Source organism: bacterium, from assembly GCA_009926305.1.
In the GTDB taxonomy this organism is placed as follows: Bacteria; Bdellovibrionota_C; UBA2361; order UBA2361; family RFPC01; genus RFPC01.
The window spans coordinates 14,020-38,364 of record RFPC01000001.1 but is presented as its reverse complement, the minus strand read 5'-3'; the positions used below and the strand labels follow the sequence as shown (position 1 = coordinate 38,364).

The 24,345-nt window shown below is 47.2% G+C and carries 19 protein-coding genes; 4 read left to right on the top strand and 15 right to left on the bottom strand.

The window, feature by feature from the left end; genetic code table 11:
• Nucleotides 1-10 precede the first annotated feature (10 nt).
• On the bottom strand, nt 11-1,231 hold the full coding sequence (locus tag EBR25_00160; GenBank protein NBW39395.1) for a hypothetical protein: 1,221 nt from the start codon (nt 1,229-1,231) through the stop codon (nt 11-13).
• A gap of 301 nt (nt 1,232-1,532) precedes the next feature.
• On the opposite strand from EBR25_00160, the gene EBR25_00155 reads away from it, so the two are divergent.
• The gene (locus EBR25_00155; protein NBW39394.1) at nt 1,533-1,904 is read left to right on the top strand and encodes a hypothetical protein; all 372 of its coding nucleotides are present in this window, start codon (nt 1,533-1,535) and stop codon (nt 1,902-1,904) included.
• A gap of 175 nt (nt 1,905-2,079) precedes the next feature.
• Here EBR25_00155 and EBR25_00150 read toward each other — a convergent pair whose 3' ends face one another.
• The gene (locus tag EBR25_00150; protein NBW39393.1) at nt 2,080-2,646 is read right to left on the bottom strand and encodes an Hsp20/alpha crystallin family protein; all 567 of its coding nucleotides are present in this window, start codon (nt 2,644-2,646) and stop codon (nt 2,080-2,082) included.
• A gap of 739 nt (nt 2,647-3,385) precedes the next feature.
• Nucleotides 3,386-3,751, bottom strand: coding sequence for a J domain-containing protein (locus tag EBR25_00145; GenBank protein NBW39392.1), 366 nt, complete (start codon nt 3,749-3,751; stop codon nt 3,386-3,388).
• 100 nt (nt 3,752-3,851) lie between these two features.
• On the opposite strand from EBR25_00145, the gene EBR25_00140 reads away from it, so the two are divergent.
• Nucleotides 3,852-6,923: an isoleucine--tRNA ligase gene (locus tag EBR25_00140; GenBank protein ID NBW39391.1), complete on the top strand. Its 3,072-nt coding sequence runs from the start codon at nt 3,852-3,854 to the stop codon at nt 6,921-6,923.
• 163 nt (nt 6,924-7,086) lie between these two features.
• On the opposite strand, the gene EBR25_00135 is transcribed toward EBR25_00140, so the two are convergent.
• A complete protein-coding gene (locus tag EBR25_00135) occupies nt 7,087-8,766 on the bottom strand; it encodes a hypothetical protein (GenBank protein NBW39390.1) in 1,680 nt (559 codons plus the stop codon).
• Between the two features lie 432 nt (nt 8,767-9,198).
• On the opposite strand from EBR25_00135, the gene EBR25_00130 reads away from it, so the two are divergent.
• Entirely contained in the window at nt 9,199-9,624 is a 426-nt protein-coding gene (locus EBR25_00130) for a TraR/DksA family transcriptional regulator (GenBank protein ID NBW39389.1), read from the top strand.
• Nucleotides 9,625-9,919: 295 nt separating this feature from the next.
• Here EBR25_00130 and EBR25_00125 read toward each other — a convergent pair whose 3' ends face one another.
• A complete protein-coding gene (locus tag EBR25_00125; protein NBW39388.1) occupies nt 9,920-11,773 on the bottom strand; it encodes a hypothetical protein in 1,854 nt (617 codons plus the stop codon).
• Between the two features lie 164 nt (nt 11,774-11,937).
• On the opposite strand from EBR25_00125, the gene EBR25_00120 reads away from it, so the two are divergent.
• Complete coding sequence (locus EBR25_00120) at nt 11,938-13,548, top strand: hypothetical protein (GenBank protein NBW39387.1); 1,611 nt, start codon at nt 11,938-11,940, stop codon at nt 13,546-13,548.
• Nucleotides 13,549-13,666: 118 nt separating this feature from the next.
• Here EBR25_00120 and EBR25_00115 read toward each other — a convergent pair whose 3' ends face one another.
• The 10 genes from EBR25_00115 to rfbB all read right to left on the bottom strand — a co-directional run bounded on the left by EBR25_00115 (nt 13,667) and on the right by rfbB (nt 24,287).
• On the bottom strand, nt 13,667-14,680 hold the full coding sequence (locus tag EBR25_00115; GenBank protein NBW39386.1) for a hypothetical protein: 1,014 nt from the start codon (nt 14,678-14,680) through the stop codon (nt 13,667-13,669).
• Entirely contained in the window at nt 14,677-15,417 is a 741-nt protein-coding gene (locus EBR25_00110; GenBank protein NBW39385.1) for an SDR family oxidoreductase, read from the bottom strand. Before EBR25_00110 ends, EBR25_00115 begins: the two co-directional genes overlap by 4 nt.
• A 12-nt stretch (nt 15,418-15,429) precedes the next feature.
• A complete protein-coding gene (locus EBR25_00105; GenBank protein NBW39384.1) occupies nt 15,430-16,788 on the bottom strand; it encodes an FAD-binding oxidoreductase in 1,359 nt (452 codons plus the stop codon).
• Between the two features lie 26 nt (nt 16,789-16,814).
• A complete protein-coding gene (locus EBR25_00100) occupies nt 16,815-18,299 on the bottom strand; it encodes a UbiA family prenyltransferase (protein ID NBW39383.1) in 1,485 nt (494 codons plus the stop codon).
• Nucleotides 18,290-18,994 (bottom strand): glycosyltransferase family 2 protein, encoded by a 705-nt coding sequence (locus tag EBR25_00095; GenBank protein ID NBW39382.1) that lies wholly within the window; start codon nt 18,992-18,994, stop codon nt 18,290-18,292. Before EBR25_00095 ends, EBR25_00100 begins: the two co-directional genes overlap by 10 nt.
• 80 nt (nt 18,995-19,074) lie before the next feature.
• Nucleotides 19,075-20,046, bottom strand: coding sequence for an SDR family NAD(P)-dependent oxidoreductase (locus EBR25_00090; GenBank protein ID NBW39381.1), 972 nt, complete (start codon nt 20,044-20,046; stop codon nt 19,075-19,077).
• A gap of 24 nt (nt 20,047-20,070) precedes the next feature.
• On the bottom strand, nt 20,071-21,042 hold the full coding sequence (gmd, locus tag EBR25_00085) for a GDP-mannose 4,6-dehydratase (protein ID NBW39380.1): 972 nt from the start codon (nt 21,040-21,042) through the stop codon (nt 20,071-20,073).
• Between the two features lie 191 nt (nt 21,043-21,233).
• Entirely contained in the window at nt 21,234-22,346 is a 1,113-nt protein-coding gene (locus EBR25_00080; GenBank protein NBW39379.1) for a mannose-1-phosphate guanylyltransferase, read from the bottom strand.
• A complete protein-coding gene (rfbD, locus tag EBR25_00075; GenBank protein ID NBW39378.1) occupies nt 22,321-23,247 on the bottom strand; it encodes a dTDP-4-dehydrorhamnose reductase in 927 nt (308 codons plus the stop codon). Before rfbD ends, EBR25_00080 begins: the two co-directional genes overlap by 26 nt.
• A complete protein-coding gene (gene rfbB, locus EBR25_00070; GenBank protein ID NBW39377.1) occupies nt 23,247-24,287 on the bottom strand; it encodes a dTDP-glucose 4,6-dehydratase in 1,041 nt (346 codons plus the stop codon). Before rfbB ends, rfbD begins: the two co-directional genes overlap by 1 nt.
• Nucleotides 24,288-24,345: the final 58 nt, after the last annotated feature.

The following is a 24,345-nucleotide window of genomic DNA, read 5'->3' as shown; positions in this document are numbered from 1 at the left end:
TAGTGGCGGCCTACACCGACGGCTTAATGGGCGTTTTATCCATCAGTTGCGCGGCAGCCACATGTTGATATGGGGCTCCATCATCCTTACTGACGTCTACTCCTACTTGGGGAAAGGAGTAGAGCAACCTATCGGTAGTCTGACATCGTACCAGCAGAGGACTCCCTCCCTCACGTTCAAAGATGCTCTGCTTATTGTGACTACTCAGCCTCTGACATCCCTCAGCCAATGCCACGACTGCGAGTGGGGCAAGCTCCCCCAGCTGACCTACCTGTGAGTCCCGAGATGCCTGAACGAAATCGTGATCAATAGCGAATGAATACGTAAGACCAGGAGTTGTTCTCGTCTTTTCATTTGCCTCATGCTCTTCCCAGAATGACCTCGCGTCATCATCAAGAAAAAAGACATCACTTCCGAGTCCACGTGTGTGAGCCGCGGCATTCAGTGCTGCCGCAAGCTCAACGACGGAATGCTCGGATGGAATACTTAAAGAGATGAGGCCGTTATCAAGCTTCTGAAAACCACCGAGAAACTGCTCACCTACTATTGGTAGTGTAGCTTCTGCTTCAAATACTGAAGCAGCGAATGCAATCCCTTTTACAGCGATAGAATCACTGCATGTATATACTCCCACACCGTTCAAAGAATCAGCCCCCAGCACCACTCCTCTCGTAGCACCTCGAATCAGTGCATTGTGTCCAAACCCATCACAAAGAAGAGATGCTGTATTCTCTGTCTGTATTTTTTCACATGCTTCAGCTAGTGCTACCACTCCTATAGAAACGGGAGCCCCATGGTCTTGGACTTGTTGCTGACGGGATTTAGAGGCTGCTTCTGGTATAATACGAAAGTGATAGATTCGGTTTGAAATGACTCCCTGACCTTCAGTAGATTCATTCTCTTCCCAAAATCTCTGATGAGTCACATCAAATACTGGTGAGCTCATCCCTTTTTGCTCAGCAAGGGTATTCAGCAACTCTCCTGCCTCTTGTACTGAAACACCTTCTGGTAGGGAGAATTCAATAGCTCCTCCATCGAGCTTTCTATACCCCGATAGGATATCTTCAGCTGTAATTGTTCCAATCTGATAAAGACTTGGTTTCCGACTCGAGGAATCAACAAACCCCGTTGCCATGAGTTGCTCGTGGATACTCTGGACGGCTTTCGGCAAGCTCTCTCTGGATACTCCATTTTTGCTCTCTGGCAAACGATTATCGTGCTCTAAGTTCATAACCTCCTATTCCCCAAACAGAATTCATCTCAGACCCCGTATGGAATAGAGATAGTAAAACCTGGTTATAATGTAAAGTTGGTGCCGAATTCAGATATATTTTTGACATAATGAGGAGTTCTCCCAACACGCCCCTTATAAGCAGCATTCTCATACATAATGCCGCATAATCAATGGCTTAGCGCGACTATGTAACGTTCTCCGTACTGCTGACATAACGATCCTGAGGGGAGTTGGAAAAAGACTCGAGAGTTTAAAACTCGACAGTCCAAGGTTGTTTATCGTTTTAACGGGGGATTTTATGAAACGCACCGCTCTTTACTCTTTTGTTCTTTTCACTGCTGCACTTTTATTGTTACCTGCAACCACTTTTGCAAGTGCCCAAGAACAAGACTCTTCGCCAACTCAATCAGATACCACTTGCTTAGCCGAACCAGTAAATCAACTTTATCTTGCTGCGTTTGCACAAGATGCACCGGGCTCTTCTGCCTGGATATTTCATCACTTAGTCTCGCAAAGCCAGGCAGAGATCTGTGGATCCTTTAATGGCTTGAATCGGAGGATGATTGATAGACTTGCTGTGGGTCTTTTCCACCAGACAGGCATTTTAGGACTGACTATCTGTGCACTGGAGGTCACTGGAGAGTGTGTAAACCAACGGCGAGGCAGATAAACGTGGGCAAAATCGTTTAGATGGACCGTAATCTATCACGTTCAAAAAGCGGCTAACCAGACAAACTCCTGGCTAGCCGCTTTTTCGTATCTCCAGATACTTTCACCGTCACACCTTGCAGGCATCATGCAAGGAAAGAATATTGAGGTATTCTTTCACTCCATTTCCCTTGGTATCAATGAATCTCAACTCGCTTCGCTTGCTGCTCTTCAAGTTTCCCAATTGTTAGAGTTAAGATTCCATCGCTCATTATGGCCCCAACCTTTTCAGGATCTGCATCTTTCGGAAGGGTAAAAGAGCGCGTACCCATCTTTGGCGCCCATTCTTTCAGAAGAACGCGCTCAGAGGTACTCTCTTCAGACGGTAAAATCTCCCCTTCTTCCTCGCTTTTTACGGTAATGCGAAGCACTCCTTCTTCGAGCGCTATCTCGACGTCTTCTTTCTTTTGTCCTGGTAACTGAACTGCTAATGTATACGCTGAATCCCCATCAGTTACATTCACGAAGAAATTTTCAGTCGGGATATTGCTCGTTGTTCGCTGGCTCATTGTTCGCTGGTTAAGCATCGGCTCAGCAAGGTTAAAAAAATCTCGTAATACATCCTCACTCAACCCTAAAGGGCTAACACTCCTAAGCGTAGGTGCATACTGCGCTACCCGTCTATACGGCCTGACATAGCCTCTTCCAAATCCTACCATTTTATTCCTCCACCATTCAGTTACAGAACTTTTAACTCTCTCCATTCAGAGAGATAGACTGTAGTACTCTATTTCATGTTACGAGCGTATGATGGAGTCGACTCATCTCTTCCGCCTAAATACCTAATGGTCATCGTTGGAATAAATTTCAAGGGGGCAAAAGCAACGTTTTAGAGAGGATGGGATGGAGTCGCCCCTCCCTCCCTGCCTACAAAAAAAAAGGGCGGCCGCGGGAGGCCACCCTTTCAACGGGCGCGGTATTATTTTGGAGAGACAGCGAAGCGTTAGCTCCGCCTCATACTAATGATAAACGGCTTTATTTTGGCGAACGTAAGGATGAACGTGATTTTTATCATTAGAGAGATATTTTTTTTATGAATTCCAGATAACCCCCTGTTTTTACTGGGCGCCCATTCTGGACACTTTCAATAAAAGGTTTCTGTTTCAATGAAATTCAGAAAATTTTTCTGGAAATCTTTTCCTTATCTTCGTCAGAAGTGGCTCTCTACCACTGTCAGGTAAGCTCAGATGGCGATGCATCGGGGAACAAACGACTCAGTGATTGGAAAATAGAAGGACCCACTCACCAAATGAAAAACCACCACTCCAAGTTATTTACGAGCAACTTCACCCCGAGAAGGATTGAAATCTAAGTCTTGGTGAAAGGGTCTACATTGGAAAATCTCAGCCCAAATAGCAGTAAGGGCACAACTAACAGTACGGGCTGGAGTATTTTGTTTTTAACTCTACCGCAATGCTACACCGCCGCAGTATCGCCATTCCTCTACGCAGCATTCTTCTCTATACGAACAAACTCACGATCAAGCGCTTCCCACGCCTGCTGCACTTCATGAAAACGCAAAAGGTCTCTCCGTTTTTCATCATCAGACTGTTGCGCGTGAAGAAGCCGATCAGGATGATAGCTCATTAAAAGCCGACGATAATTCCTCTTTACTTCTTCGCGAGATGCTCCAGGGAGGACTCCCAGTGTATGATATGCCCAATACATCAACCTCTCCTCTAACAACGTGCACCTAAAACCCGACTGGTCTATTTTGCACTGATAGCGCATGAATTGACCAGAGGGAATCTGATAGCAAGGCCTTTCCAGCGACTTAAAGACAAAATCCCTGAAACACAAACGTTGCATCCACCAGAGCTTTTACGATACCTTATTAAAATTGTTGAACTATCTTTGTGAGGTTTCCTTGAAATTCCAAAAAGTCAGCTCCCAGCCATCATTCCCCGAAATGGAAACAGAGGTCCTTGCTCGCTGGAAAGAGGAAAAGACTTTCGAACAAACTGTTGAAAAAAATAAAGCCTCTGGGGAAGAGTTTGTCTTCTACGATGGTCCCCCATTCCCAACGGGGAATCCGCATCACGGCACTATCTTCGTATCTATTTTGAAAGATCTTATTCCACGATACAAAACGATGCGTGGTTACTACGTCCCAAGGTCGTGGGGATGGGACTGCCATGGTCTCCCAATTGAAACACTGGCCGAGAAAAATCTCGGGATAAAAGAGAAAACAGAGATTGAAAGTACGCTCGGGGTAAAAGCTTTTAACGACGAATGTCGGAAAATTGTCTCCGAATTTAACGATTCATGGGAGATTTATATAGATAAGCTCGGACGATGGGTCGACTTCGGCAATCCCTATAGCACTGCGTCTCGAGAGTTCATGGAGTCTGTCATCTGGTCTTTCGCTGAGTGCTACAAGAAAGGCCTCATCTATAAAGACTACCGGGTAAACCCTTACTGCTATCGGTGCGAAACTCCCCTCTCAATCTCAGATACACGGCTAGATGACGCGACACGCCCCAAACAAGATAGAGCGATTACTGTCAAATTCCAGTCTGAAACAGATGCGAATACGTATTTTCTCGCTTGGACGACTACTCCATGGACGCTCCCGTCTAACCTTGCACTCGCAGTCGGAGAGGACATCTCCTATGCATTCGTAACGGTAGAAAAAGAAACATTCATACTGGCAGAAGCACTTGTTTCGTCATTTGCGAAAGAGTTCGGTGAAGAACCTACAATTCAAAAGGTAACTCTCGGGAAAGAGCTGCTCGGCATGAAATATAAGCCGCTTCTTCCGTATTTTCGCGATCAGAATCCAAATGGATTTTGCGTTATTTCAGCCGATTTTGTGTCGACCGAGGATGGAACGGGAATTGTGCATACCGCACCCGCGTTCGGTGAAGACGATTACTGGACGTGCCGTTCTCACAATATCGGAGTCATCGCACCGGTGAATGAAAAAGGAGAGTTTACTGATGAGGTCTCTCACTTTTCGGGACGCAACGTCCATGAGGCAAATCCAGACATTATTAAATATTTGAAAGAGCAAGGACTGGTTGTTCGAGATGAAACCATCGAGCATAACTATCCGCATTGCTGGCGGTGCAGGAACCCCCTCATCTATCGAGCAGTCGATGCTTGGTATTTTAGTGTAGAGAAAATCAAAGAGAAGCTCATAGCAAATAATGCGCTTATCTCTTGGAAACCAGAAAGTGTTCAGGAAGGTCGTTTCGGAAAGTGGTTAGAGAATGCTCGGGATTGGAATATTTCAAGGAATCGCTACTGGGCAACTCCAATTCCAGTCTGGGAATGTTCTCAATCAGACTGCGGCCACCGTGTAGTGCTGGGCTCTCTCGAAGAACTCGAAACAAAAGCAGGAAGCACTCTTGAGGATCTCCATAAAGAGAATCTCGATACTATTCACTTTGCATGTGAGCAGTGCGGAAGTCAGATGACAAGAGTCCCAGAAGTCCTCGACGGCTGGTACGAGTCAGGGTCGATGCCATACGGACAGTTTCACTATCCATTTGAACATGCAGAGCACTTTCGCTCTCACTTCCCTGCTGACTTCATAGTGGAGTACACAGGACAAATAAGAGGTTGGTTCTACTATCTTCATGTCCTATCCACCGCTCTCTTTGATCGTCCTGCGTTCCAGAATTGCCTCGTACACGGGACGCTCCTCGCTGCTGATGGGAAAAAAATCTCTAAGTCTCTGAAGAACTATACCGATCCAATGGAGTTAATGAAAAAGTATGGGGCAGATGCCCTGCGTGCCTACCTGCTCTCGTCACATGCCGTACAGATGGCAGATCTCGCTTTCCGAGATGATGGAGTGGAAGAAATGGTAAAGAGCCTCTCGCTCCCGCTCTGGAATGCCCTGAGCTTCTTCACGACTTATGCTGAGATCGATGAGATCGATAGCGAACAACTCGATCTCACTCAGCACGAATCACACCTAACAGATCTCGACCGATTCATCCTTTCTGAAATTGAGATTACGATTAGACAGGTACAAGAAGAACTCGATGAATACAACGTTCATGAAGCTGCCAAGTACCTTCCAAAATTTCTCGATACGCTCAATAACTGGTATATTCGTCGGAGCCGACAACGGGTTTGGGCGCCTGAGAAAAACTCTCCCGACAAGCTCGCTTTTTATTCAGTGCTGTATACTACCCTACAACGATTCACTCAGATCCTCAGTCCGTTCTGTCCCTTTATTGCAGAATCAGTCTGGAAAGCACTCGGCAACTCTGAAAGTGTGCATATGTCGGCTTGGCCAACTATCGATGGTACGCGGTGCAACGAAGATCTCTCAAAACGAGTCGCGCTAGCTCGTGAAATCATTTCAGCTGGCCTGTCGCTTCGCTCAAAAGCGAGCATCCGAGTACGCCAGCCACTCCAAGAACTCCAACTCGCCATTCTGGAAGAGCTTAGCTTGGAGAGTCAGCTTCCGGCTATTCAAGAAGAGCTAAATGTTAAGTCGATAGCAATCATTAAAGACCCATCTCTGATTGGAGAACGAATCGGAAAAGCCAACTCTCGGCTTATCGGCCCGAGATATGGGAAGGATGCAAAGAGAATTTTTAGTGCCTTAAAAAGTGGAAACTTTACGATCGATGACGATGGGAAAATAAACATTGATGAACTCGTTCTTGAACACGACGAGGCTCAAGTGGTTTACGTTGGGAAAGAAGGCGCCGATGTTGAAGCAGTAAAGGGAGCTGTTCTGACCTTTGATTTTAATATCTCTGAAGAGCTCAAGATCGAGGGGCTTGCGAGAGATCTCGTCAGACAGATTCAGGAACTGAGAAAAGAGGCTGATTTTAATATCTCTGATCGCATAGCACTTGCAGTGCAGGGAGGCGATCAGGTGTTAGCAGCACACGAGAACTATATCACTCAAGAAACACTCACCGCAGAACGTCTTCCAAAACTCGAAAATGCCGATATTGAGAAGACAGTTGTTATCGGGGAGAGTAACGTCACTATTCAGCTAAGCCGAATCAGCTAGCAGAGCATATGCCTATTAAGATAATCTTCGAAAATCTCTCATACTATCGAAATGAGCGGTGACCCACTATCCGCTGTGCTCCAATACCAATAGGGTTCATCACTTGCCGTAAATCGCGCTATCATGACTGACGACCTGGAGCACCAAATCTCGAATCTTGGCACTACGTCGCTGCCCGTTGAACGCAAAACTTCACTGCACTGTTATCACCTACGCTATTTCTCATCTGCAGATCGAGAAACACCTTCTCTCCCGCATTCCAAGCAAGGCTACCATCAGCAAGACAACCACTGACATCAATTGAAAAAGTGAACGTATTTGCCGGGTCAGCCGAGACATCTCCAAGTATATCCTGAAGCCCTTCAGGTGCCGTCGTTAGGTTCGTATCAGATGTTGAATAAAAGGCTGCTCCGCAAAGCCCTAGACCAGAGCCAGAACAACCTCCACTGCCAGAACACGGAGCATTCGGAATATCAATCACGATATTAGAACTTCCGATATCCATAATAGCAGCCTCACCCGCTCCTAATACCCCCGCTCGTTGAGGCCTCCAACTCTCAAGCTCCAGCGAGACATCCCCCAAAGCAGGTGCTGAGAAACAGTTGTTCGCTGAGCCAGAGATGTTTTCATCAGCTGGATACGAGATAACCAGCGCGCCACCACCGTTTACGGAAACACTACGAAGCGCAGGTGTCGTATTAAAAATAAAATCCAACATGCCTGTGTACGATGTCACCGTTGATGTAGAAGAATCACTCACGGTCTGAACGAGAACATCTCCTGCTTTTATATCAGCAGACCCTGCCCCGGGTGCTAACTGAAAGTCTCCTGTGCCACCTCGAGTAATAGTGCCAAACCCATCGCCATCGAGGTCAAACGCTTCACCCGCGAGTCCTGGAAAGGGCGCTCCACTGTTCGGTGGTGCAGTTCCCGTACCACCCACTGAACAATACGTCAGAGCACCACAGTCAAGTTCGCTCTCTTGAATCCCTCCCTCTAAAGCTTTTACTTCGATGGCAAGCGTTGCTGTGCTCGACATAAGGGAGTTGATATCAGTCGAACTCACCTCACCTGTATGATAATTCACCACATCGGACATATTGACTTTCAGGTTCGAGAATAAGCGGAATGAGTCACTTGGCGCAGAAAAATCTGCATCATAAGGATTCAGGATACCGTCATTATCTACATCGATATCGAGACTATTCGGAAGCCCATCTCCATCCAGATCAAACTCCGAAACAGCTCTTCCTAAAAAGCTCGAGACGCTAAAAGACGTGTTTTGCTGGCTGACAAGCCCTAAATTTCTACCATTGCCCTCTGGCACGCACTCAGAGCTGACTGGTGCAGATACCGAGGCATCCATTTGACGGCGTCCAAGACGCCGGCGAGGAGTGTAAAATCCGAGGGAGTTTTCTTGTTCATCGGTTACAAGCCTGAGCGCGCCTAAATTCACAACCCTTCTTTTATTACCACCTCCACGAGGCTTCCCCTTTTTGACTCCAACAAGTGCTACACTCTCAGGGCTAGAGCATACTCCAAGTCTTATCGCTTTTTTAACCGAATATACCTTTTTGCCGTTTTTGATACCCACTACAACTGGTCCAGAAAAAGTACCAATCTCATCACTTCGAAGGAGAACCCGAGCAGAGCTACCAGATATTTTGATCCGTTGACGTCCATCATTCTTAGAGACACTCACTTGACTGCCACTGGTAGCAAGGAGTTGCTGACCTTCAACCCTTGCCTTCACTGAAATCGCATTCGCTTGACTTATCCAGAGAACGCAGAAAATCAGAACAATAAGAGCGTGTTGAAGTTTCAATAGAAAACGAAAAGACATGGCAACTCCTTCGGTGCTACACAACCAATGCTCCCTGAATAGGGGCAAGTACCGTTACTCTAAAATGAGTTTTGCGCTGCGTCAGCCCACTAACCCGTAATATAGTAAAACAGCATTTCGGCAATGAGCCTTGTGTTGTTTCGAGGATTTCCCAAATCCTCCCTCCCTCATCATGAGGTCTCATCCACGGCCAAGAGAGCAACGGAGAGAACCAACGCAGCTATAACAAATTGAAATTACGCTCTCTTTCCAGACTTTCCGTGCGAAACTCATGTTTGTGGCATCTCGTTTTCGCAGCCGTAAGCCCCTAAAGTCTTTACATCCTTCTACGGGTAGGATACTCCATCTCTTCTCAGAATTCGGATTGGCGGTGTAGTATACCGAAAGGTCTGATGCAGAAACATCAGCTCATACCATCAAGGGTAAAACGCAATGGCTCTAACAAAGAAACAACTTACTGAACTTAAAGAACTTCTTATTGCTGACAAGAAAAGAATCCTCGACCAACTCTTGAAACGTCAAGATGATTCTCTCTCTGAGCTCAATGAACTCTCAGGTGATAGTGCTGACATCGCATCATTAGAAATCTCACAAGCCTCTCTGCACAAGCTTGGCAGTAGAGAACAGAAGCTTCTTGATAAGATTGAAAGAGCGTTAGCAAAGTTCGATGATGACTCGTATGGAATCTGTGAACTGACGGGAGAAGATATCCCCTATGCAAGACTGAAAGCTCGTCCTGTTGCTCAGTACACCGTTGAAGCCAAGGAGATGCTCGAAAGGAAAGAGCGTGGGTTTAGAAAAACCGAAGAGCTCGATTCATCAGAGGACTATTTTCCAGCAGACGACGACGAAGATTAAACTCGTTCCCGAGCTGACCTGTCTCGCTTTGTCTTAGCACTCTATTGCCTCTAGCATTCTATTGCCCACAGGACTGTATTCCTTTGAACGCTCGGTTGACTCTCCGATCACGTGGGAAGCCTTCTGCACGACCTTCCCGAGTAATGGTGGGATGCTCGCACACCCTTCCTCTTTGGCTTGAGAACATAGAGAGTCCCCTTTACTGGTATTGATAAACTTCAACATGCATCAGTGCTCACCACGTGGCGCAGAATAAGGGACGATTTCCATAACAGCTTAAAAGTACGGCAACCCATCAATGGCCGACTTGATCCCCCAACACATGTCCAAAAAACTTTCTGCCGCCTTGTCTTGCAAAAGAAGCAAGGAAAAGGAGCGCTACCAACGCTAGGGCTATGCTGCGGAGGGCAGGGAAAAGCCCCTGCTCGACATGGTGTACTTCCGATCCGAGATCGATAATACCAGAGTACTCTGGAAGCATGAGGTTCGTGACCACCCCTGCCATCAACGCGAGGAGCAACATTAACGCAGCAAAAAGAAATGCTATTTTTTTACCGTGAAGCTCCGATAAAATTCCAAAAGTGCTTATGTTTGTAGCAGGTCCAGTGAGAAGGAATGCGAGTCCTGCACCGGGTGATACCCCTGCAACAAGCAATGCAGCAACCAGCGGAGTAGCACCTGAGGCACACACATACACAACCATTCCGATACCACTAAAGAGAAACACCTCTAGTATGGGATGAAGTTGAGAAATCCCAAACTCTTGGACTACAGGTCCTGCCATGGCAGCAAGTACTAGCCCAAGTAACATCCATGGTGCTGTCGTATCTACAAGTTCGACTAACGCAAAATGAGCTCCTCTTTTTATCCTCTGATTCAATGACGGGGGAAGAGCCTCATTCAAAACTGGCAGCGTCTTTCTTTGGGTGATGAACCGTGAAACGATCGCTGCTACCACAAATGCAATCAATGCACTCGCAACTAGGCGTATTACCATCAGCTCCTTCCCGAGGAGAGGAAGAGACAGGAAGACCGCATCAAGCCCCAACTCAGGCGTCGCTATCAAGAAAGCAACCGCAGCAGCAGGTGGAGCACCTTTCTTCACTAACGCTTGGTAGTATGGCAATACGCCACAACTACAGATTGGAAGGGGCAGCCCTACCATCATTCCCTTCGCTGCCTGACGCACCCTGCCACCTTTTCTCATCCATTGCACAGAGCTTTCAGGGAAGAATCCATAAATAAAAATGCCAGCGAAATAGGCAAACAGAAGCGCTGGCGCACTGTCAGAGGCCAATGCCAGAAAACTGCTGAAAAAAGAGACCTCACTATGGTGATGACCATGAGAGGCGGGCATAGAGAAAAAGATAAAAGTTAATAGGAGAATTCCTAAAAGATTCCCTATTCCCTCGTTACTGATCCACTTCTCTACCCCCCGAGCTGGCTCTCCCAAAAGAGCGTGCGCATCATTATGACCTGACCCATGAGCTTCTGCTCCATGACCCTCATGCATATGGTGATGCTCATCTCCATGCAAATGAAAGCGAAACAAAACAACATGCAGTATAGAACCCGCAACAAATGCCTCTACCCAAGGGAAGGTATATTCCAAAGATTGCACTACGGGGCTGCCTGCAAGAACGTATCCTCCAAAAGTCGCCACAACAGCACAGGTAAGAGCAAGAAAAGCAATTGGAATTCCAAAGCGAGGCTTTAAAAGCCACCAAAGAGTAAGTCCAACAGGAAGTCTATGGATGACAATAGCAGGAGCAAGAGAAATCAAAGACGTGCGAGATGAACTCACGATTCCTTCCCCGTGATTCAACGCAAGGGCAGCACCATCAATCGAGGTATGAATCAGAAACCCAACTGCCCCAAGAATCATGGTGGCGATGTGCACTTCGTGCTCAATACGCTGAAAGAAACGCTCCAAAAAAAGCGGTCCAAAGAGACCGAGTGCAAGCACTCCAAGGGTTAAAAATCCAAAAGACTCATCCGACTCCGCCAGAAGATGGATGATTAACAGCCCGCTGATTGAAACAAATACAAAGCCATCGATCGCGTTAAGAGCCCGCGGACTACGGTTCACCAACTGGTAAAGAAGTGGCCCGGCGAGCAGGGCAAGACAGGCAAAAACAAGCATGATCATAGGTAATTACCTGAGTCTACTGAAAAAAAGTTCCAAAGAGAAGTTCCGCTCAAAAGGCTATTACTTTACTTAAAAAATAGAAGGCGTTAGGCTACTTGGTTGAAAGCGCAACCACAATAGAACAGCGTCACTATTCCCTAGGGTGGCATCAAAGTAAGATTAATATGTATTCAACTCCACAAGGCGATATCCCCTCTCCTGAAAGACCTGGGAAAAAGGCAACGCTTGAAAACATAAATAATCTTGATCGTAGCGATGTAGAGTTCATCCTGTCTCCGAGTGGACTCGCTCGAATTGGGAAGTCTCCTGATACCCTCTCTCCTGAAGAAGTGAAAGCCCTGAGTAAACGTATAACTGAACTTACAAAAGAAGTAGGACAAGACTCAATTCCCGTTCACTCAGGGAATGGAAGCTTTCAACTACGACCCAATAGCCCGCAGTGGAAGCGCGCTCTTGAAGATATGCGAGAGTTCGATAACTTGCACCGGAGCTCACTTGAAGAACAACTGTTTAAGGCATCCAGCCAAGAGGGCCCCAGAGCAGACTTCTCGAATGTACGATTTTTTGCAATCGGTCTTGCGAATAATTACGCTGAGAGAACAATCTCTGCCATCCGCGCTAACCTTGGCCGAGAAGCAGACGCCCAAAATGTGAAGCTCTCGCACTGGACTCCTGTCAGGTATGCAGACGGGGGAGAAAACTTTCGACTGCCAAATGTTAGAAAGAATCACCTCGTCATCTTTATTGATCCCTCCAAAAGCCCAAACCTTTGCATTGGAGAATTAAGCGGCTTCTGCACTGCTGCGAAACAAAATCACTGCAGTGATATCACGGTAATTTCTCCCTATTTTCCAATGCGTAGCGACCGACCTACTCGTGATATACGTGAAGCCGCAATGTATCCCGAATATATAGCGCGGCTCAAAGCGGTCGGAGTAAACAGGCTGCTGACATTTGACCCCCACTTTAAACAATTTGGTCTGGTGTCTGATGGAAACTTCAAAATCGAAGCTGTTTTTCCCTCCGCTGCCGTCTTACCGTATATGCAAAAACACCTTAAACTGCGAAACGGAGTGAATGGAGTAAACTGGCTCAGGGGAAGGTCTCTATTTCAACAACCTTCGGTTGGATTCATTAGTCCAGACAACTCCGCATATGCGAGGAATAAATTCCTCGGAGATCTGATTGGGATAGAACAAGCAGAGGTCGCAGTTGTAAAAAAGAGGAACGATGCTAGTGTCGATAGTCGGCTCTTAATGGATAAGAGCACTGAGCTCCCCGTCATTGCTCTCGGCTCAGATGATATCGGTTCCTCCCTCTCCTCTATGATCCTAGCAGGAGCACTTGCCAAGCATGGGCATCTCACAGAATCTGAAAGACAGCAGATTCTTGATGATCCAACTCAGAAACTGAGAAGAAGGCGATTTACCGGTTCGAAATTATTCATCGGAATGGTTTCTCATATGCAGGCTGTTGGTGAGTTTGCTGAAAAAGCACTTTCCTCGCCCTATGTTGATGCTTGGGTTATTACCGACACGTGCTCGTTAGTCGATATTCCCATGGGAAAATTCGGTCCGACTGGACCATTCGGAAATCGTATTCATGCTGTATCAACCGCCCAGATTACCGCTGATGCTCTCCAAATGCTCTTTGCGAAGCCGAATGGATTTGATCCCTCTATCAGCCGCCTCTCAAAGGCCCTCATACATCCAAAAGACGTCCTCTCTCTTTACGGAAGCGCCGAAAAAAACATCTCTCACCGATATACTGATTAAGCCAAGCGCTCCGCTCTCGGGTTCTTTCCGAACCAATCGAGAAAACATCTTGATACATCCCGAAATCCAACCAGGTTACGAGAGGAAATCAGGATACGAGGGAAACCTCTAACAGCAATCATGCCGCCTGCTCAGCTTCCTTTTTTCCGGGATAAGCAAATAACTGACCATCTTGCACCTGACCTACCGCCACTTGATCCTGAATAGTGAGCAATTCATCCATTAAGCGGAATGATGTAAATAAATCCTCTTGAGCATATTCTCGATGCGGGAGACTAAAACCACGAGCTTTTACTGATTCTGAGATATCGACACCATCACTCCTTAGAATTTGAAATTCTCTTGCGAGAGCAATAATCCAGAGACAGTCAACTTCAAACTTCGAACTCCTTACCCCCTGCAGGAGCACCGCTTCACAGAGCGAGGCCGCTTCATCATCATCACCAAGCTCAAATGATAACAAGACCTTTTGATGGAGCAGTGCTTGTGGCAGCGGTTCGATCTGCAAAGATTCGAGATATTCTTGCATTTGATCAAGATGGCCAGTTGCGAGCAACAAATTTGCGTGCCGTGCACTCTGCTCCACATTTCTTCCTAAATCCCGAAGCGCCAGCTCAGAGTTACAAAGTGCTTCTTCTTCCATTCCTAAACGAAAAGCAATCGTAGAAAGGCTAAGAAGAACATTCCTCCGAATTGAATCATATTTTTCTGGTGTAGCAGCTGTCACTATCACTTCAAGAATTTTATGATAAAACCTCTTGGCGGATTCATAATCACCTTCACTGACTGCTAGACGAGCCACCGCGCCCAAAACTCGCATATCTCCTGGACTTTTTAAGAGCAGATGGCGTAGAAGTGCTTTCGCCTCACTATATATTCTTTGTTCACCCAGTACCGTTGCCAGATTGAGCTGCACGTCAAAATTCTCAGGAGAATAAAAGAGCGCCTTTCGAAACGAGAATTCAGCATTGATAAAACGACCTTGGTTGGCATACCCAAGCCCATCCCTAACCGCTTCGATCAGAGCACTGTCGTTAACTGAAACATATGGGCTTGTGGAAGATTGCGAAGGCGGTAGCGCACACCCATAGCCGAATAAGAGAAAGAGAAATGTAGAAAAAATAATTCTCACAACGATAACTTCTTAAAAATTACTTCAGGGATAAGCCTAATACAAAGAAGTATCCAGCGCCAAAACCACGGTAAGTATACAATATCAGCACCTCTATCGATTGCCTTTACAATTCCTTCAGCCACTCTTTCAGGCTCTGCAAACAATGGCCCCTTGGGCAAGTGAGCTGTCATAGGGGTATCCACAAAACCGGGACGAATATCGATAATGCGAATAGGGGTACTACCAAATCGATTCCTTAATCCCTGGAGGAAAAGAGAAAGTCCTCCCTTAGCTGCTCCATAGATGTAGTTCGATTTTCTTGCCCTGTCACCTGCAACAGAGGTGATGACAGCAAGCGTGCCTCTCCCTTGCTCCTCAAACCACTGAGTTACCTCTGTAGCGATACACATAGCACTCATCAGATTCACTTCATAACTCTGCCGTATCAGCGTCCACGAATTCTGTATATCTTGCTGATTGGGTAATACACCATGTGCGACTAATACCGTATCAACGACAGAACTCAATTTTGAATTTTGTGTAAAAAACTCTTGGATATCCCCTATCGCTGCAAGATCGAGTTGATAATACTGGACATCATTTGCACCGCGCATCAAGAGATCTTGCGATATAGCCCCCAATTTCTCTTGATTTCTTCCAACAAGAATAATACTCGCTTTTTGCTCGGCATACTTTCTTGCAACACACTCCGCAATCCGAGAGGTAGCGCCAAAAATGAGAATCGATCGAGTCATTACTTCTAGCTCCTAGATATTTTGCATCCTACGCCAGAAAGAAGAAGAAAACTTCGGATCTTTCCATCGCTTAAATTCCTCTAGTCTTGGAAAAAACTTTTGGAAACTCTCAGGTCGCATACATGCATCTTTTGCTGGATACAAAGCACCATCATATCCACAGACCAGCTCTTCAAGTTGGTGAAAAAGCCTGAGGGTTGAAGCACCCTCCATCGGAAAATCCAGGCACAGCGTCACTCCAGGTCGTGGGAAACTTAACATTCCTGGCGAGCGGATTTCGCCAAACTCCTTGATCACAGCGAGGAAAGACGCCTTTCCATTCTCAACGACTCGCTCAAGAATCGCTCCAATTCCCTCCTCTTTCTTCTCAACAGGAATCACGCACTGAAACTGCAGGAATCCACCTCTGCCGTAAATCTTATTCCACCCTCTAACACTGTCCAAGGGATAGAAAAATGGGCGGTAATGCTCACGTGTCACTTTTATCTTCTCTCGCTGACGATGATAATACAGGTGATTAAAAAGAGAGACTGTCTTCCTGCTTAAAACAAAACGGGGAAAAGAAACGGGGACACTGAGAAAAGAACGTCGAGCCGTCCTTAAGAGCTCACTCGAAGATTGAGCAGGACTGTGGTTTCCCCGCATGAAGTGGCCCCTTCCAAGGTGCGGAGACCGATTCACACAATCAATCCATGCCACGGTGTAATCATAGCTTTGATCCGATTCTGAAGCTATTTCAAAGAACTCTTCATAGCGATCAAATTTTATTGTCTCGACGTCAAAATATGGGGATTCTATCCGCTTCAGTTGAAGGGTTATAGTTCTTATGAGTCCCGTTAGTCCGAGTCCAGCGACTGTCGCTGCGAAAAGGTCTCCATGAGCCTCACGACTACACACAACAACCCCCTCTTCTGAGCGCTCAAGCTCTATGCTCAAAACATGTCGGCCGAAAGTGCCCGCGCAATGATGATTCTTCCCATGGATATCATTCGCAACTGCTCCACCCAAGGTGACAAACTGAGTGCCAGGACTAACGGGCAAAAACCAACCTTTTGGGACGGCAAAGCGAAGAAGCTGCTCAAGCGTCATGCCTGCTTCAGCTTCAAGAACTCCAGTGCTGGGATCAAATGTGATGATTCGATCAAGAAGTCCAGTGGTGAGCAGCGCTCCTTCATCATTGAGGCAGACGTCCCCATACGAGCGACCCTTACCGAAGGGAAGGAGGTTTATCTGCTTGTCTGTAAATTCAGAGAGAAGCGTCTCTGTCCGCCATTGGAGCGGATGCTCATGATGAATAGCCGTGGGATACCGTCCCCATGAGCAACTGCCTTCTCGGAATGAATACGCACTGTCAATTTCGGAACGGTTCATGAGGGATTTTCCCTTTCCTCTAAAGGCTAAGCCAGTGTACTTGCTAACAGCATTATTCCTAATGCCAGTCCAAACACGAGGTAACTTACCCGATCTCGCAAAGCAAACACTATCGGATCTTCATGCACCTCGCCTCTACGAGCAAGGAGCCAAATGCGCGTAATCCAAAAGAGGAGTACTGGACAAAGAAGCCATAAGAAGGCAGGCGACTGATATAGCTTCGTTACAGTCGGAGAATTAATATAGAGTGCAAGCACGAGAACGGAGAGATATCCACTGACGGAACCGAAAATGGCCATCTGCTCAATGTCGTCAGCTTGATATCCACGACCAACTGTCTGTGTGAGGTTTCTCTTCGCAAGTCCTAACAACTCAGATAGTCGCTTCATGCATGCAAGACTGAAAAAGATAAAGAGAGAGAACGTCAGTAACCACTCCGAGACCAGCACTCCGGTAGCAGCGCCACCTGCAATAATCCGAACGGTATACAATGAAGCCAAAGTAACAACATCGAGGACCGCAACTGTTTTTAACGCAAGAGAATATGCCGATGTAAGAATAAAATATCCAATCAATACCAAGGAGAACTGAAGCGGGAGAAGCGTCGAGAGGGCTAGTGCTGTTACAAGCAAGGCGATACCAGTACCAATAGCAAATGGTATTGAGATATCTCCCGCTGCCAGCGGCCTCTTCTTTTTCAAATGATGTGTTCTATCATTCTCGACATCGCCAAGATCATTGAAAATGTACACCGCTGAAGCCGTCATGGAAAAAAGGAGGAATGCAATACAGGCTTGCCCCATCAGCTGAACTTCTGAGATTCGATGCGCCATCAATATAGGCAAGAATATGAGGAGATTCTTGACCCATTGATGTATCCGTAACATTCGAAGCCCTGCAAAAGGCTTGCGACCAGAAGAAAACCGCTTCGCGTTTGGATGCAGTGCCAAAGCGCTCTGAGTGAGACGAGCTCGAGACTCTACAATTCCCGCACCGCTTGCACTCTTCCATACAGAAAGGTCGGCTCCTGAGTCGCCAATATATTCATAGACCTGAAATCGTTCTCGCAAAAAGGTTGCCTTATTTTTTCCCTTTAAATTCCTTTCAGCCGTCGTTGCATGAACCTCATCAAACAGACCGAGATGACCAGCAACCCCTTCTGCTACACGAGCATGACTCGCTGTAGCCAGAATAATTTTCCTGCCGCGTTCACGCTCCTGTTGGATATACGCAAGTACATCTTCGCGATACGGCAAGAGCTCAAAACGAGGAAGCACCTCTTCTGCTATCCACGCCTTACAACATGAACGACCTTTCAGCAGGGAAATGAACAACTCGAAAATGCGCCACGGACTCTTCCAGAGTAGCAGTACGATGCTTTCAAAGAAGAGATCGGTTTTTACAAGCGTCCCGTCGAGATCAACACACAAAGGTACCGCTACGTTTGCTGTTGAGGAATCGCTCTCCTGCTCCCTCTGTGTGCTTTGATGCTCCACCAAATCTACTTCCAAACATTGTACTTAATGATCGCATAAATTGCGCGAACTCCGTCTCGCCAGCCTATCTTCTTTCCCTCTTCATACGTTCGGCCATAATACGAGATACCAACCTCATAAACACGCCATCGTCCTTTGGCTATTTTGGCAGTAATCTCTGGTTCAAAGCCAAAGCGATTCTCCTCTATGATGATTCCAGCAAGCACCTCCTTTCGAAAGAGCTTGTAGCAGGTCTCCATATCAGTCAGGTTAATGTTCGTAAACATATTCGATAAGAGCGTAAGTACTCTATTCCCGATCATATGCCAGAAATAAACTACTCGATGAGGGCCGCTTCCCATAAAGCGAGAGCCGAAAACAACATCAGCTTTATCCTCAAGAATTGGGCCTAAGAGAATTCCATACTCTCGGGGGTCATACTCTAGGTCAGCATCCTGAACAATGATCACATCCCCAGTTGCGTGCTCAAATCCAGTGCGAAGAGCCGCTCCCTTTCCCTGGTTTTGATCATGATAAATAACTCTTGAAACGCGGGACTCCATCTCATCGCGAAGTATCTGCCTCGTACCATCAGTCGAACAATCATCAACGATGATCAACTCTGGCTCTACGATGCCATCTACAAAGACCGGACTCTCCTGAACCACCTTTACAATCTCATGGATCGTGTGACGTTCATTATAGCAGGGGATGATGACCGATAATTTCATTATTAATCTCCCGTAACGCCTTAATCTTACTCAATCTCTCTTCAAAAAGTCTACTTTCTTAGCACCATTCAAGATGGGCACTACGATGATTGCTCTTTCTCAAGCCAATACCGGTACAGGTCACGCAGCGACTCTCTTAACTCCCGTTTTGGCATCCAATTACACGCGGTGTGAATCTTGTCGTAAGACCCCCGCACTTCCGCCACCTCGGCTGGGCGCATGCGTTCCGGATCTTGTTGAATCTCGACTGAAATACCACTCTCTTCTATCAGAATGTCGAGCAGCTCTTGAATCGAAGGGGCTTTTCCCGAGCAGAGATTATAATTCCCTGCTTCTACCCCTAAGAGCGAAACATAGCCATCGATGATATCTCGCACATCAGTAAAATCACGCCGTGCTTCAAGATTCCCAACGCTGAGTTGAGGCGGCTGTTTGCCAACGGCAATTCGCGCCAGTTGAGAGGCAAACGCAGCTGTTACAAACTTCTCTGACTGGCCTGGACCAAAGTGATTGAATGGTCGTGCTATCACGATTTGCAGTCCAGTACGACGTCCAAAATAGCACAATGCGTCCTCTGCCTGAGCTTTTGTTAGGCTGTACGGATTCATTGGTCGTAACGGCTGTTCCTCGCGAATTGGGAGCTCATCGTCAGAGATTGCGCCGTAGACTTCACCCGAACTCGCAAAGATCATCCGAGCTTCGGGACAATGGTCAGCAAGTGCTTGGCACACATTGAACGGCCCTTGCACATTCACTGACAACGCTCGTTCAAAATGAGCGGCAGCATCTGGTGCGAAAGCTAGCCCCGCAAGATGATAGACGCAATCTGGGCGAAGTTCTCCGATTAACTCGCCGCACGCCATCTTGTCAGTTACATCAAGCTCTACCACGCTGGAAGCGAGGCTTTTTAAAGACTCCCCTTCACAGGCCGCCCTATCACCTAACGCGTGGCTATGGACCGATGCCACAACCTCATGCCCACCAAGATCCTGGAGCGCCTTCACCAGATACGGACCCACGAAACCACACGCTCCTGTGACGAGAATCCTCATGATCTGGCTGCTCTTTTTCTTCGCTTACGCTTTGGATTGATGCCGCTCGAGGTCTGCATCAACCATCATTGTAATCATCTGTTCAAAGCTTACTGAGGGCTCCCACCCAAGCTCTTCTTTTGCCTTGCGACAGTCACCGACGAGAAGATCTACTTCAGCAGGACGAATAAACGCTTTATCAATCTTAACATACTGCTCCCAGTCAAGACCCACATGAGAAAATGCGACTTGAACAAGCTCGCGTACCGAATGCATTTCACCCGTAGCGATCACATAATCATCCGGCGTCGACTGCTGAAGCATCAACCACATCGCTTTTACATAATCACCAGCGAATCCCCAATCACGCTTCGCATCCAGATTCCCAAGACGGAGTTCATTTTCGAGGCCAAGCTTAATTTTTGCTACCCCATCTGTAACCTTACGGGTCACGAACTCAAGACCTCGCCTTGGAGACTCATGGTTGAAAAGAATTCCTGAAACCGCAAACAGTCCATACGACTCTCGATAATTCACGGTAATGTAGTGCCCATACACTTTAGCAACACCATACGGTGAACGAGGATAAAACGGGGTAAGCTCTGACTGAGGGGTTTCTCTTACTTTGCCATACATTTCAGAGCTAGAGGCTTGATAGACCCTTATATTTCTATCTACAAAACGAACCGCCTCAAGTAAGCGCGTTACACCCACAGCCGTGAACTCTGACGTCAAAACTGGCTGCTTCCAACTCGTTGGAACGAAACTTTGCGCCGCCAGATTGTACACCTCAGAAGGCTTTGTCTCTTGCAAGACAGAGATCAAAGAGAACTGATCAAGGAGATCTCCCTGAACAAGCTCTATCTTATCTTTCAGGTGTGCAATTCGCTCACACTTCTCCTCAGAGGAGCGGCGTACCATTCCAAAAACTCTATATCCTTGCTCCAAAAGAAACTCTGCCAAGTACGAACCATCCTGACCTGAGACTCCTGTTATGAGAGCTACCTTTTGCGCCATCTCTATCCTCCTGAAAACGCCTAAAAATTTGTGCCCTGACTATATAATTGCCAAGAGAAAAGTCGCAACCTTGCGACAGAGTTTTCGATAATCTGTGCCTTTTCAAAAGAAGTTGAAAGAAACAAATTCCAGAAAACTCCTAATAGCATAATGATTTTAGGGGGTTGTGTGAGCACAGTCCTATGACCGCGCTAGATGAGCTCCTCCCGCTTTTGCTTCTTCAGATACTCAACGACTTTCTTCACATCCTGCACTCGAGAACGAGGGCACACTAACGTGGCATCTTTCGCATCAACCACAACAAGGTCTTCTGTGCCAACAAGAGCTACAAAGCGACCTGAATCCGAGGAAACAATATTGCCAGAGCCATCGAGAGAGATGCAATCACCTTTTAAAAGGTTACCCTCAGAGTCACCTTGAAAATGCTCCGCCCATGCGTCCCATGAACCGACATCATTCCACCCATAATCAAAGGCCTCTACCACCTTCACATTCTTTGCATGTTCCATAATGCCAAAGTCGACCGATATCGATTCAATACGCGAATAAAGCCCCTCAACAACATCTGTTACCTGCTCACATTCAGCTGGAAACTCCACGGCACAAAACTCAGCATACATCTCTGGCAAAAAGCGCTCTAACGCGTCTAGAAAAACCTCAGGTCTCCAAGCGAACATTCCACTGTTCCAGTAAAAATCACCACTCTCAATATATTGCCTTGCTCGCCGCTCGTTTGGTTTTTCAAAAAATCGCTTTACCGAGTAAACCCTTCCTCCGCTATTTGTTCCACTGCTTTCTTGTTCCAAGGGCGCGCCCCTCTGAATATAGCCGAAGGCAGTATCAGGACGGTCAGGTTGAATACCTATGGTAACAAGCTCATCACTCGATGCCGCAAGAGCTGTCGCTGCCCGCAGTGTCTGGATTAATTTTTCATCACTTTTCACCGCATGGTCAGCTGGCAACGCGATCATCACTCCATCGAAACCTTGATCCGAAAGCCATTTCGCTCCCAGAGCGATTGCCGCTGCCGTATTTCTCCCGAAAGGCTCAGCTAATATCTGCACTCCAGGAGTATGCTCTTCCACCAATGATACTAAGTGCTGGGCGGTAATAACGACTATGCGCTCACGAGGGATGAGTGGTTCAAGTCGTTTGACCGTTGCCTGAATCAAACTATCACCGCTTTCTCCAAGCGAGAGAAACTGCTTCGGAAAGTCTTTTCTACTCAAGGGCCAAAACCGAGCCCCCTGCCCTCCAGCAAGAATTACCGCCGCTACCTCAGTCGTCATTGTTCTCTCCTCCATAGTTCGTCTCTTGGGCTACTTGTTCAAATGATACCCGTCCAAGCTCCTGTAGATGTGCGCGAAGTCCTTCTTCCCAATCAATAACCACCCCCGAGATAATCCGATCTAGCTTGGAGCAATCAAGCACCGAGTACCGAGGTCTTCTTGCTGGGGTAGGATAATCACGAGTAGTAATGGGATGAAGGATAGCTGGTGCCTGAGTAGAGAACTGAGCCATATTCCTAATCGCCTCGGCAAACTGATACCACGTAATAGCACCACGTGAGGATGCATGGAGATAGCCCGTTATCTCTTTTGAAGAGAGCTCCAACAACACATGGGCCAACCAACCAGCCCACGTTGGAGCCATGTATTGATCGTTTACTACTGATAGCTCCTCTCGCTCCTCAAGTAGTCGGAGAATCGTGTGTACAAAATTTGCTCCATAGGCTCCATGAAGCGATGATGTGCGAACAACGAGCGTTCCCTCCGGATACACCTCTAACGCAGCTAACTCGCCAGCTCTCTTAGAGGCTCCATACACATTACATGGGTCACTGGGGCTTTCCTCTTTTATCGGTTCACAGAGCTGCTGCTGCGAGTCACCCCCGAATACATAATCAGTGGAAACGGTAATGAGTCGAGTGGAAAACTCCTTCGCTGCAATCGCAAGGTTTTTGGCCCCTCCTTCATTAACAGCAAACGCAATCTCTCTCTCCTCTTCAGCCCTATCAACAGCGGTATACGCTGCGCAATTTACCACGACATCAGGCGCCTCCCGCTGAATGATATCCCGCACCACTTCAAGAGAAGTAACATCACCATGAATCTCGTCAAAACCGACGACCTGATATGGGCTGATCCCAGGGGCTAGCAATTCCTTTCCAAGCTGCCCTGAAGCACCGAAAACACACAGCTTCATTAGGACTCCGTGGAGGAAGTTGTGTGGCGCGCGCCGTAGTGCTTCTCATAAAACTGCTGATAAGAGCCACTGATAATAGCCTGCCACCATGCCTCGTTGTTCTCATACCACCGAATGGTTTCAGCAATGCCGTCTGCGAATGACACTTGAGGCTTCCATCCTGTTAGCCGATTTAATGCGGAGCTATCCACGGCATACTTGCGATCGTGCGCAGGTCGATCGGTTACATGCTGAATGAGAGACTCTGGTTTCCCAAGCGCACTGAGAATCTGCCTGGCAACATGAATATTAGTAAGCTCTGCCTCCTCAAACCCACCGATATTGAACACCTCCCCCACCACGTCATGCTCTGCCAACTCAAGAAGCGCTCTGCAATGATCCGTAACGTGTATCCAACTTCTCATCTGCTTTCCATCCCCGTAGAGCGGAAGTGCTTCATCCCGCATAGCGCGCGTGATAAAGAGAGGGATGAACTTCTCTGGGAACTGGTACGCTCCGTAATTGTTTGTACAACGGGTTACTACCGCCGGCAGCCCGAGTGATTTGTGTGCAGCCAGCACCATGAGATCGGAAGACGCTTTCGACGCTGAGTAAGGGCTTGAGGGAACTATAGGATAGTCCTCAGTTGCTCGATCCTCTGGCCCCATCGAACCGTAGACCTCATCAGTCGAAACATGTACAAACCGCTTCACCCCACTTTGAAGCGAAGCATCCACTAAATGCTGAGTTCCAAGAACGTTAGTCGCGGCAAAAGTACTCGCTGCATACAGAGAGCGATCAACATGACTCTCTGCTGCAAGGTGAAAAACAATATCATACTGGGCATCTTGAAAAACTTCTTGAACATCAGATGCCACAGTAATGTCTTTTTTATGAAAAGCGATGCGTTCTCCGTCGATCAGCTCCGAGACATTATCAAAGTTTCCTGCATAGGTGAGTAGATCTAACACCTCAACCTCCCACGAGGGTCGCTCTTCAAGCAGCAATCGCACAAGATTCGTTCCGATGAATCCGGCTCCTCCGGTTACAAGCACTCGCATGGCATTACCTCCGTCTAATTCCCAGCAAAACTAACATGAAACGGCAGAAGAGAGAACT

What these genes read in the sequence shown, in the direction of transcription:
- EBR25_00160 (NBW39395.1), bottom strand. Translation starts at nt 1,231, where the DNA reads ATGAACTTAGAGCACGATAATCGTTTGCCAGAGAGCAAAAATGGAGTA.
- EBR25_00155 (NBW39394.1), top strand. Translation starts at nt 1,533, where the DNA reads ATGAAACGCACCGCTCTTTACTCTTTTGTTCTTTTCACTGCTGCACTT.
- EBR25_00150 (NBW39393.1), bottom strand. Translation starts at nt 2,646, where the DNA reads ATGGAGAGAGTTAAAAGTTCTGTAACTGAATGGTGGAGGAATAAAATG.
- EBR25_00145 (NBW39392.1), bottom strand. Translation starts at nt 3,751, where the DNA reads ATGCAACGTTTGTGTTTCAGGGATTTTGTCTTTAAGTCGCTGGAAAGG.
- EBR25_00140 (NBW39391.1), top strand. Translation starts at nt 3,852, where the DNA reads ATGGAAACAGAGGTCCTTGCTCGCTGGAAAGAGGAAAAGACTTTCGAA.
- EBR25_00135 (NBW39390.1), bottom strand. Translation starts at nt 8,766, where the DNA reads ATGTCTTTTCGTTTTCTATTGAAACTTCAACACGCTCTTATTGTTCTG.
- EBR25_00130 (NBW39389.1), top strand. Translation starts at nt 9,199, where the DNA reads ATGGCTCTAACAAAGAAACAACTTACTGAACTTAAAGAACTTCTTATT.
- EBR25_00125 (NBW39388.1), bottom strand. Translation starts at nt 11,773, where the DNA reads ATGATCATGCTTGTTTTTGCCTGTCTTGCCCTGCTCGCCGGGCCACTT.
- EBR25_00120 (NBW39387.1), top strand. Translation starts at nt 11,938, where the DNA reads ATGTATTCAACTCCACAAGGCGATATCCCCTCTCCTGAAAGACCTGGG.
- EBR25_00110 (NBW39385.1), bottom strand. Translation starts at nt 15,417, where the DNA reads ATGACTCGATCGATTCTCATTTTTGGCGCTACCTCTCGGATTGCGGAG.
- EBR25_00105 (NBW39384.1), bottom strand. Translation starts at nt 16,788, where the DNA reads ATGAACCGTTCCGAAATTGACAGTGCGTATTCATTCCGAGAAGGCAGT.
- EBR25_00095 (NBW39382.1), bottom strand. Translation starts at nt 18,994, where the DNA reads ATGAAATTATCGGTCATCATCCCCTGCTATAATGAACGTCACACGATC.
- EBR25_00090 (NBW39381.1), bottom strand. Translation starts at nt 20,046, where the DNA reads ATGAGGATTCTCGTCACAGGAGCGTGTGGTTTCGTGGGTCCGTATCTG.
- gmd (NBW39380.1), bottom strand. Translation starts at nt 21,042, where the DNA reads ATGGCGCAAAAGGTAGCTCTCATAACAGGAGTCTCAGGTCAGGATGGT.
- EBR25_00080 (NBW39379.1), bottom strand. Translation starts at nt 22,346, where the DNA reads ATGGAGGAGAGAACAATGACGACTGAGGTAGCGGCGGTAATTCTTGCT.
- rfbD (NBW39378.1), bottom strand. Translation starts at nt 23,247, where the DNA reads ATGAAGCTGTGTGTTTTCGGTGCTTCAGGGCAGCTTGGAAAGGAATTG.
- rfbB (NBW39377.1), bottom strand. Translation starts at nt 24,287, where the DNA reads ATGCGAGTGCTTGTAACCGGAGGAGCCGGATTCATCGGAACGAATCTT.